At 68.0% G+C, this 9,228-nt stretch carries 10 protein-coding genes and 1 tRNA gene; 8 read left to right on the top strand and 3 right to left on the bottom strand.

Annotation, left to right across the window (positions count from 1 at the left end; translation table 11 throughout):
* The first annotated feature begins 146 nt into the window (after positions 1-146).
* The 6 genes from BLR04_RS29585 to BLR04_RS29560 all read left to right on the top strand — a co-directional run bounded on the left by BLR04_RS29585 (position 147) and on the right by BLR04_RS29560 (position 4,512).
* Entirely contained in the window at positions 147-398 is a 252-nt protein-coding gene (locus BLR04_RS29585; RefSeq protein ID WP_090771396.1) for a hypothetical protein, read from the top strand.
* Between the two features lie 18 nt (positions 399-416).
* Positions 417-1,304: a bifunctional DNA primase/polymerase gene (locus BLR04_RS29580; protein ID WP_090771395.1), complete on the top strand. Its 888-nt coding sequence runs from the start codon at positions 417-419 to the stop codon at positions 1,302-1,304.
* Entirely contained in the window at positions 1,301-2,434 is a 1,134-nt protein-coding gene (locus tag BLR04_RS29575) for an AAA family ATPase (RefSeq protein WP_090771393.1), read from the top strand. Before BLR04_RS29580 ends, BLR04_RS29575 begins: the two co-directional genes overlap by 4 nt.
* Positions 2,431-2,652, top strand: coding sequence for a helix-turn-helix domain-containing protein (locus BLR04_RS29570; protein WP_176903345.1), 222 nt, complete (start codon positions 2,431-2,433; stop codon positions 2,650-2,652). Before BLR04_RS29575 ends, BLR04_RS29570 begins: the two co-directional genes overlap by 4 nt.
* Positions 2,652-3,800: a tyrosine-type recombinase/integrase gene (locus BLR04_RS42000; protein ID WP_090771390.1), complete on the top strand. Its 1,149-nt coding sequence runs from the start codon at positions 2,652-2,654 to the stop codon at positions 3,798-3,800. The genes BLR04_RS29570 and BLR04_RS42000 overlap by 1 nt, the downstream gene beginning before the upstream one ends.
* A 121-nt stretch (positions 3,801-3,921) precedes the next feature.
* Positions 3,922-4,512 carry a hypothetical protein gene (locus BLR04_RS29560; RefSeq protein WP_143022265.1) on the top strand — a complete coding sequence of 197 codons (591 nt, stop codon included), beginning with the start codon at positions 3,922-3,924 and terminating at the stop codon, positions 4,510-4,512.
* Positions 4,513-4,608: 96 nt separating this feature from the next.
* Here BLR04_RS29560 and BLR04_RS29555 read toward each other — a convergent pair.
* Positions 4,609-4,682: transfer RNA gene (locus tag BLR04_RS29555), tRNA-Pro, on the bottom strand.
* Between the two features lie 62 nt (positions 4,683-4,744).
* On the bottom strand, positions 4,745-5,638 hold the full coding sequence (locus tag BLR04_RS29550; protein ID WP_090771386.1) for a metallophosphoesterase: 894 nt from the start codon (positions 5,636-5,638) through the stop codon (positions 4,745-4,747).
* Positions 5,639-5,707: 69 nt separating this feature from the next.
* Here BLR04_RS29550 and BLR04_RS29545 point away from each other — a divergent pair, with 69 nt between their 5' ends.
* A complete protein-coding gene (locus BLR04_RS29545; RefSeq protein ID WP_090771426.1) occupies positions 5,708-6,166 on the top strand; it encodes a GatB/YqeY domain-containing protein in 459 nt (152 codons plus the stop codon).
* 206 nt (positions 6,167-6,372) lie between these two features.
* Here BLR04_RS29545 and BLR04_RS29540 read toward each other — a convergent pair whose 3' ends face one another.
* Positions 6,373-8,661 carry a transglycosylase domain-containing protein gene (locus BLR04_RS29540; protein WP_090771384.1) on the bottom strand — a complete coding sequence of 763 codons (2,289 nt, stop codon included), beginning with the start codon at positions 8,659-8,661 and terminating at the stop codon, positions 6,373-6,375.
* Between the two features lie 241 nt (positions 8,662-8,902).
* Between BLR04_RS29540 and BLR04_RS29535 the strand changes: the two genes are divergently transcribed.
* Complete coding sequence (locus BLR04_RS29535) at positions 8,903-9,199, top strand: WhiB family transcriptional regulator (protein WP_090771382.1); 297 nt, start codon at positions 8,903-8,905, stop codon at positions 9,197-9,199.
* Positions 9,200-9,228: the final 29 nt, after the last annotated feature.

Genomic DNA, 9,228 nt, shown 5'->3' with positions numbered 1-9,228 from the left:
GTGACCCCGGCGAGGGGTGCTGGCGCTAGCGGCCGACCCTGCTAGCGCTAGCACCCCCGCTAGCACCAGAAATAAGCCCTGGCCAGGGCGTTAGCACGCTAGCGCCCTCGCTTGACGACACCCGAAAACGGCCCAGGAGGCCCGTCGTGACCCCTGCCCAGTTCGTCGTTAGCGCCGTGATCGTCACCGTCCTGTTCATCACCGTCCGTTACGCCGCCGAGTGCTACATCAGGCCCTTCCGCCGCTGCCGCGCGTGCCAGGGCAAGGGCCGCAAGCCCAACCGCATCGGACGCGGCACGCACGACTGCCGCCGCTGCCGTGGCACCGGCCTGCGCCTGCGGATCGGTCGCCACCTCTGGAACCACGCCCGCGCCCTGCACCGCGACGCCACCCGCTGAACTCCGAACGGAGCGCCTATGACCACTACGAACCTGACCCGCTACGTTCTCGCGGCCGCAGCCCGAGGCTGGCACGTCTTCCCACTCGCCCGGAACAGCAAGACACCGCCCCGCGGCTTCACCGCCTGGCAGGACCGCACCACCACCGACCCAGCCACCATCCGCCGGATCTGGCAGCACCCGTACAACCTCGGCATCGCCACCGGCCCGTCCCGCCTGGTCGTCATCGACCTGGATCGGCCCAAGCCCGGCGAGCAGCCGCCACCGGAGTGGAACCGCCCCGGCATCCACGACGGCGCAGACGTCTTCGCCCACCTCTGCGAGCAGGCCGGACAGCCGCTCCCGCTGGAGACCTTCCAGGTCCACACCCGACGCGGCGGCCTGCACCTGTACTTCACCGCACCCGAAGGAGCCACTCTGACGAACACCCGAGGCAGCCTCGGCTGGCTCATCGACACCCGCGCCAACGGCGGCTACGTCGTCGGCCCCGGCAGCCGCGTCACCGACGAGCACGGCGGTGGCACCTACGAAGTCCTGCGCCCGATCACACCGGCTCCGCTCCCGGCCTGGCTGGTCGAACGTCTACGCCCAGCCCCGCTGCCGCCCCAGAAGCCGGTCACGGTGCCACTCGCCTCCGACCGGCGCGGCTCCTACATCCGCGCCGCCGTCCTCGGCGAGCTGAACCGGGTGACCAGCTCACCGCCGCACGGCCACAACAACGCGCTGTACCTCGCCGCCGTCGCCCTCGGCCAGCTCGTCGCCGGAGGCGAGCTGAACGCCGCCGCCGTCACGTCGTGGCTCACGGAGGCAGCCGCGCAGATCGGCCAGCCCTACGGCGAAGCCCAGCGCACTATCGCGTCAGGCCTACGCGCCGGAGCCCGCCGTCCCCGGACGGTGGCCGCATGACCAACGACCGCACCACTCACCTGCGCCTGGTCAACGGTGACGCCGTCGAAGCGCCCGCTCAGGTCGTGCCGTTCCGTACCTCCTGGACCGCCGACGAGCTGATGGCCATGACCTTCCCGGAGCCCCGCTGGGCCGTCCCCGGCATCATCGCCGAAGGACTCAGCCTCCTGGCAGGTCCGCCCAAGGTCGGCAAGTCCTGGCTCAGCCTCGGCCTGGGCATCGCCGTCGCCAGCGGCGCCAAGGCCCTGGAGGCCATCGAGGTGGAGCCCGGCCCGGTGCTCTACCTCGCCCTGGAGGACACCGCCCGCCGTCTCCAGAACCGCATGGGCAAGATCCTGGGCGGCCAGCCCGCGCCCAAGGACCTGACCCTGGCCACCACCTGCCCCACCCTCCCGCAGGGCGGGGAAGAGGCCATCGCCCGCTGGCTGGAGCGCCACGGCAACGCCCGCCTGGTCGTCATCGACGTATTCGCCAAGATTCGAGGCACCACGCCGCCCGGCCTGTCCGCCTACGACGCCGACTACGCCGCCATGAGCCGCGCCAAGCGCCTGGCCGACACCTACGGCGTCGCCGTCGTCCTCGTCCATCACGTCCGCAAGATGGCCTCCGAAGACTTCCTCAGCGAGGTCTCCGGCACCAACGGCCTGGCAGGGGCAGCAGACGCCACCCTCGTCCTCAAACGCGCCCGTGGCACCGCTGACGGCGTCCTGCACGTCACCGGCCGCGACGTCGAAGAAGCCGAGTACGCCATGGCCTTCCAACCGGCCGCCGGCCTCTGGCACCTGCTGGACGGCCCACCCGAAGACCACACGCTGTCCGACACCCGCGCCACCATCATCCGCCATGTCCGCCAGCATCCCGGCAGCACGCCCAAGGCCATCGCCGAGGGCACCGGCCTGTCCTACGAGAACGTTCGCAAGACCTGCCAGCGCATGAACGCCGACGGCCAGCTCTGCGTCAACGCCACTGGCCACTACCGGCTCCCTGGGACATCGCCCTCGGGAGACGTCCCCGGCGTCCCGACCGTCCCTGACCACACCACGACCAGCACCAACGCCCACGCCCACGAGGGACAACCGGCCCTGCTGCCCGTCCCCGCTGTCCACGCCGACGAGGAGAGCCACCAGTGACCACCTCAACGCCGGACAGTGTCCGGCTCGCCGACACCCAGCTCTACCGCGTCACCGACGTCATGCGCCTGCTCCGCATGAGCCGCACCGTCATCTACGACCAGATCCGCACCGGCCGCCTGCGCTCCGTCAAGCAGGGCCGCGCCCGACTCATCACCGCCAGCGCCATCCGCGACTACATCGCCCTCCTGGAGAAGGAAGCAGAGGAAGCAGCCTGATGACCAAGCGACGCAGCAGAGGAGACGGCGGCCTCCACTGGGACGACAAGCGCCAACGCTGGATCGCCACCGCCAGCCTCGGCTACGACCCCAGCGGCAAGCGCATCGTGAAACGGGGGAGCGGCAAGACCAAGACCGAGGCTAAGAACAAGCTCAAGGAAGTCCTCCGCGACTATGAGGACGGTCTCGCCATCGCCCCGGCCGACTACACCGTAGAGCGCGCGGTGAACGACTGGCTGGCCTACGGCCTGAATGGTCGGGACCCCGCCACGGTGAAGACCTGCACGATCCTGTGCAGGACCCACATCATCCCTGGCCTGGGCGCTCGGAAGCTGCGAGACCTGAGCGCGGAAGACGTGGACAAGTGGCTCGCCACCAAAGCGAAGTCACTCAGCACCCGGACCCTTCAGGGTCTTCACGGCTGCCTGAACCGCGCGATCAAACGAGCGATGGCCCGAGACAAGGTGAAGCGGAACGTAGTGGCACTGTGCTCGGTCCCGAAGGGGAAGGAGGGACGCCCGTCCAAGGCGTTGACGTTCGCGCAGGCGGAAGCCGTACTGAAGGCGGCTGAGAGCTCCCGTATGTACGCCTACATCGTGCTCTCGCTGCTCACCGGAGCACGCACGGAGGAACTGCGGGCGCTCACATGGGATCACGTGGACCTGGACGGTGCCCCGGACGCCCGCCCGCCCGTTCCGCCGCACGTGGCCGTCTGGCGCTCGGTGCGCGCCGGGGGAGACACCAAGACCCGCAAGTCCCGTCGCACCCTGGCCCTTCCCAAGCGCTGCGTGGATCTACTGCGCCGCCACCGGGAAGCCCAGCAGCGTGAGCAAGGCGACGCATGGTCGAAAGGCGGGCTGGTGTTCGCATCGGCCACAGGCAAGCCGCTGGACGCCGCCAACGTCCGCCGCGACTTCCGCAACGCCATCAAGGACGCGGAAGGTGTGGACCCGAAGGAGTGGACGCCCCGCGAGCTTCGTCACAGCTTCGTATCGCTGCTTTCAGACAACGGCATTCCGATCGAAGAGATCTCCAGGCTTGTCGGCCACAGCAGCACAGCTGTCACGGAAGCCGTTTATCGCAAGCAGATCCGCCCCGTGCTCCAAGAGGGGGCAGTAGCTATGGACCGCATCTTCCGAAAGAGATAGCTGCACGCGAATGGGCCCCACCAGGATGGAACCCGGCCTGGTGGGGCCTCATCGCGTCTTGTTCGAGATTTGAGATATCACTGGGGCTGTGTCGCCATGTGACAGAACGTATCCTCAGCTTGTGACATCAGGGCAGGTCTCGATCTGGGTTCCTGTGGTTGTGGCCATACTGGGCGTGATCGGCGTAGTGGTTGGGCAGCTTGTGAACGCCTGGCGCGAGGATCGTCGCTGGAGTCGCGAAGTGGCCCGAGAGGATCTCAGATGGAAGCGTGAGCAGGAGCGCCTCCAAGCTGAGAGAGAGCACGAATTAAAGGCCTATTGGCGGAATGAGCGCCTTCGTCTCTATTCAAGCTTCTCTGGACTTGCCCAGAGCTGGGCCAATCTCCTGCAGGATGCGATCGATGACCTGCAGAAGGATGCGCTGTCTGAGGAGACGTTAGCCCGGCTTCAAGAGTTGCATAAGCGCGTCCGGGACTCGTTCGATGAGATCATCCTGCTGGGCTCCCCGAAAACCACTGACGCCTGCTGGCTGTTTCTAACGGAGCATGAGCTCGCCCTCCGGTTCGTGGAGGGGGAGAGTCTGAAGGTCAACCGGCAACATCTGGACGGGGTCTGCGATCAGGTCCTTGACACTCTCAGGGTGGAGTTGGGGATTGAGCCCCATAACCTACCGGCGCTCCTGAAGAAGTGGGACCTCTTGCCTCCGGCCTGATGCGGATCCGCAGCATAGTCACGCAGATAGTCACTCAGGAGACAAGAGAGGCCGCTTCCGATCTTCGGAAGCGGCCTTCTACCTGCGGCAACTGTGTCGGGGTGGCGGGATTTGAACCCACGACCTCTTCGTCCCGAACGAAGCGCGCTGCCAAGCTGCGCTACACCCCGGTGCACACCCTTGCGTGCGTGCTTGAAAAGTCTAGCCCACTTCCAGCGTGGTTGTGACCGTCTTAGCGCCGGGGAAGCAGAGTGAGGAGAGTCGCCTCCGGGAAGCAGGCGAAACGGGCCGGCGCGTACGGCGAGGTGCCCAGGCCGGCGGACACGTGCAGCCACGAGCCGTCGTGGCGGCTCAGGCCCTTCACCCTGGCCCGGTCGATGCCGCAGTTGGTCACCAGGGCGCCGTAGAACGGGATGCAGAGCTGGCCGCCGTGGGTGTGTCCGGCGAGCAGGAGTTCGTAGCCGTCGGCCGCGAAGAGGGACATGTTGCGCGGCTCGGGAGAGTGCATGACGCCCAGCCGCAGGTCGGCGTCGGCCGGAGCCGGGCCGGCCACGAGGTCGTAGCGGTCGCGGGAGATGTGGGAGTCGTGGATGCCGGCCACGGCCACGTCGAGGTCGCCCACCTTGATGCGGGCCGTGGTGTTGTTCATGTCGAGCCAGCCCTCGGCGGCCATGCCCGCCCCGAGTTCCTCCCACGGCAGGGACGGCACGTGCTGGCGGCGCTCGTTCTTGGACGTACGCCACAGGTAACGGGCCGGGTTCTTCGGCTTGGGGGCGTACAGGTCGTTGGAGCCGTACACGAACAGGCCCTGGCGCGAAAGCAGGGGCTCCAGGGCGTGGAGCAGCGACGGGACGGCGTCGGGGTGGGCGATCGAGTCGCCGGTGTTGACGACCAGGTCGGGTTCGAGAGCGCCCAGCGAACGGACCCAGTTGATCAGCATCGTCCGGCGAGGCGTCAGATGCAGGTCGGACAGGTGCAGGATGCGCACCGGACGGCGGCCGCGCTCCAGCACGGGCACGTCGAAACGGCGCAGGCGGAACGAGTTGCGCTCCACCACGGAGGCGTAACCCAGCCCGGCGAGGCCGACACCGAGCACGGACAGGGGTACTGCGACGGCTTTCCTCACCTCTTCATGATGCCCGACATCCGGCGCGAGACGACCGGGACGGTCCGCGCAGACGGCAAGATGGAGCGCATGAGCGCATTGAAGGACAAGCTGAAGGCCGATCTGACGGCCTCGCTGAAGAGCCGCGACGAGGTACGCCTCCGCACCGTTCGTATGGCCCTGGCCGCGGTGAACGTCGAGGAGGTCGCCGGCAAGGAGGCCCGCGAGCTGAGCGACGAAGAGATCATCAAGGTCCTCACCAAGGAGGCCAAGAAGCGGCGCGAGGCGGCCGAGGCGTTCTCCAACGCGGGCCGGGCCGAGCAGGCGCAGGCCGAGCTGGACGAGCAGGCGGTGCTGGAGGAGTACCTTCCGGCGCAGCTGTCCGACGAGGAGCTGGCCGCGCTCGTCGACGCCGCCGTCGCCGAGACGGGCGCCTCGGGGCCGCAGGCCATGGGCCAGGTCATGAAGGTCGTCAACCCGAAGGTCGCCGGGCGCGCCGAGGGCGGCCGCGTCGCCGCCGCCGTCCGCGCCAGGCTCGCGGCCAAGTAGCCGCTCACCGCGGCCCGGCGCGGCGTCACCAGGGCCTCCCCCGCCGCGTCGGGCGGAGGCCCCGAACGTCACCGGCCCGTACGGCCGCAAGAGCGGCCGTCCAGGCCCGGGGCGGCGATCAGCCCAGCCCTGGCGCCGGCGCTCCTGAGCGGACGGCCGAGCCCGGCACAGCGCCGCTGAGCGCCCCGCCGGGCCCGGCGACGGGGTCAGCCGTCGAGGACGATGGGTCCTGCGTCGTGGCCCCGGCCGCCGTTGCCGCGGCCCTGGCCGGGACCGTCGCCACCGCGCCAGCCGTTGCCCCGGTCACGATCACCCGGACCGTCGCCGCCACCGTCGCGTCCGTTGTCGAACAGGCCGAACGGGTCGCGCGGCCCGTCGTCGCGCTTCTTCTTGGGCGGCTTGGGCGCGCAGTTGGAGGAGCAGCCGCCGAAGCGCGACTTGTCGACCGCCGTGAACTTGGTCGGTTCGACCCCCTTCAGCCCGGTCAGCATGGAGTCTTTCCAGATGCGCCCGGAAATCGACGCTCCGTACACGTACGTGTAGTACCTGCCGCCGATCGTGATCCCGATCAGCTTGTGGGCGGAGGTGCCGCGCGGGTCGCCGAGGCTGACCGCCGAGGCGAGGTTGGGGGTGTAGCCGGCGAACCAGGCCGACATGTAGTTGTCGGTGGTGCCGGTCTTGCCGGCCGCGTCGCGCCCGATGCCGCCGACCTCCGTCATCGTGCCCTTGGTGAACACCCCGGACAGGATGCCGTTGACCGCGTCGGCCACCTTCTCGTCGAGCACCTGGGAGCACTTGGGCTTGTACTGGGTCGTCTTGCCGTACCGGTCGGTGACGGCGGTGATGGCGAGCGGCTTGCAGTACTTGCCGCGGGAGGCGAAGACCGCGTAGGCGTTGGCGATCGTGACGGGGTCGACCTCGTTGACGCCCAGCGTGAACGTCTCGACCTCGGAGAGCTTCTGCCCGTCGGCCCGCTTGACGCCGAGCTTCTTCGCCATCTTGACGACGTCGCAGAGCCCGACCTTCTCCTGCAGCCTGACGAAGAAGGTGTTGACCGAGCCCCAGGTGCCGGTCTGCAGCGTCTTGAAGCCGCCGCCGCCCTCGCTGGAGTTGCGCACGGTGTGGGACGGGTCGCCGACGTTCTGGCCCTTGCAGTTCTTGAACGAGCTGTAGCCGCTCGCCTGGTATCCCGCGGGGGAGGGGAAGCCGTCCTCGTACTTCATGCCCTCTTCGAGGGCCGCGGCGAGCGTGTAGACCTTGGCGGTCGAGCCCTGCTGGAACCCGCGGCCGCCGCCGTGGGCGCCGTCGGCCACGATGTTGTAGCTCATCTCGTTCTTCGACTTGCTACGGCCGTACTTGCGGGAGGCGGCCATCGCCTTGATCTCGCCGGTGCCGGGCACGATCATGGCCTGCGAGGCGACGGGCTTGTCCTTGGTGCTGACGTACTTCCTGATCGCCTTGTCGGCGGCCGCCTGCATCTTGGGGTCGATCGTGGTCTTGATCCGCAGGCCGCCGCGCTGGAGGAGCTTCCTGCGCTCGTCCTGGTTCTTGCCGAACGCCTCGTTGTTGAGGATCTCGTACTGGACGTAGAGGCAGAAGTACGGGTATTTGCTCTCTTCGCAGCCGCCGGGGGCCTCGATGTCCTTGTAGCCGAGCTTCTTCTTCTTGGCCTCGGCCGCCTGCTGATGCGTGATCTTGCCCAGCTCGGCCATGCGGTCGAGCACGACGTTGCGCCGCTCGAGCAGCCGCGCGCGCGACTCGGAGCCGACGTTGGGGTCGGTGCGGGCGGGGTTCTGGACGGCGCCGGCCAGCGTGGCGGCCTCGACGAGGTTGAGCTTGGAGGCGGGCTTGTCGAAGAAGCGCTTGGATGCCGCCTGGATGCCATGGGCGCCCGCGCCGAAGTAGGCGATGTTCAGATATTTTTCAAGAATCTGATCTTTGCTGTACTTCTCCTCGATCGCCATCGCGTAGCGCAGCTCGGACAGTTTGCGCGAGACCGTCGGCGCGATGGCCGCCGCCTGTTCCTCGGGCGTCTCGGCCTTGTTGACGAGAACCTGTTTGACGTACTGCTGGGTGATCGAGGAACCGCCCTGCATGACGCCGCCGCTCGTCAGATTCTTGACGAGCGCTCTTGTCGTTCCTTCCACATCGATCGGTCCGTGCTGGTAGAAACGGAAGTCCTCGATGGCGATCAGCGCGGTGCGCATGATCGGGGCGACCTTGTCGAGGGTGACGGACTCGCGGTTCTCGAAGTAGAACCGCCCGATGCGGTCGCCGTTGGTGTCGAACAGCTCGGTGACCTCCGACAAGGGGGGCTCCTCCAGCTGCTCGGGCTTGAGGTTGAGCCCTTCGACGGCGGTCTTGGTGGAGATCCCCGCTCCACCGATGGCCGGCAGCGCCACGGCAGCGGTGAGCACCCCGGCCGCCGCTCCCGCGATGAGCAGACGCAGAACGTTGAGTACCGGGTTGGCGCGATCTTTGCGCTGTGCTTGCACGCTCCTTAGGGTACGTCGAAACACTGACCTAATCGGTAGTCCGACACCGTTTTGCCTTGACAGAGGGGGTGACTAGTCATTCCCGGTCAACACAGCAGCGAGAAATTGGTCCTCTGGGGTCTGTCGGCCCGATCGTGTAGTTGCGTACGTTCTCCCTGCGGCAACTGAATACGGAGGCTCGGCGCCCGCGCCCGTCGGCCCCAAATGACGACTGACCACCTAAGGGGAGTGGGGTCGAAAAATGTGGATCACGGATTGGACCTCCCGTGCCGCCTGTAAAGGTGCGGATCCGGATGCCCTGTTCGTGCAGGGCGCCGCGCAGAACAGGGCCAAGCTCATCTGCCGGGGCTGCCCGGTCCGTACTGAGTGCCTCGCCGATGCGCTGGACAACCGCATCGAGTTCGGGGTGTGGGGCGGTATGACCGAGCGCGAAAGGCGCGCCCTGCTGCGCAGGCGGCCTGACGTGGACTCCTGGCGCGACCTGCTCGAGTCGGCCAAGGAAGAGTACGAACGCACCAACGAGCTGATCGCAGGCTGACGCCGGCGGCGACCGCGCACGGCCGCCGC

Source organism: Nonomuraea maritima, assembly GCF_900100395.1.
Lineage (GTDB): Bacteria > Actinomycetota > Actinomycetes > Streptosporangiales > Streptosporangiaceae > Nonomuraea > Nonomuraea maritima.
This window is presented reverse-complemented; position numbering and strand designations above follow the sequence as displayed.

What these genes read in the sequence shown, in the direction of transcription:
- BLR04_RS42000 (WP_090771390.1), top strand. Translation starts at nt 2,652, where the DNA reads ATGACCAAGCGACGCAGCAGAGGAGACGGCGGCCTCCACTGGGACGAC.
- BLR04_RS29580 (WP_090771395.1), top strand. Translation starts at nt 417, where the DNA reads ATGACCACTACGAACCTGACCCGCTACGTTCTCGCGGCCGCAGCCCGA.
- BLR04_RS29535 (WP_090771382.1), top strand. Translation starts at nt 8,903, where the DNA reads ATGTGGATCACGGATTGGACCTCCCGTGCCGCCTGTAAAGGTGCGGAT.
- BLR04_RS29575 (WP_090771393.1), top strand. Translation starts at nt 1,301, where the DNA reads ATGACCAACGACCGCACCACTCACCTGCGCCTGGTCAACGGTGACGCC.
- BLR04_RS29545 (WP_090771426.1), top strand. Translation starts at nt 5,708, where the DNA reads ATGAGCGCATTGAAGGACAAGCTGAAGGCCGATCTGACGGCCTCGCTG.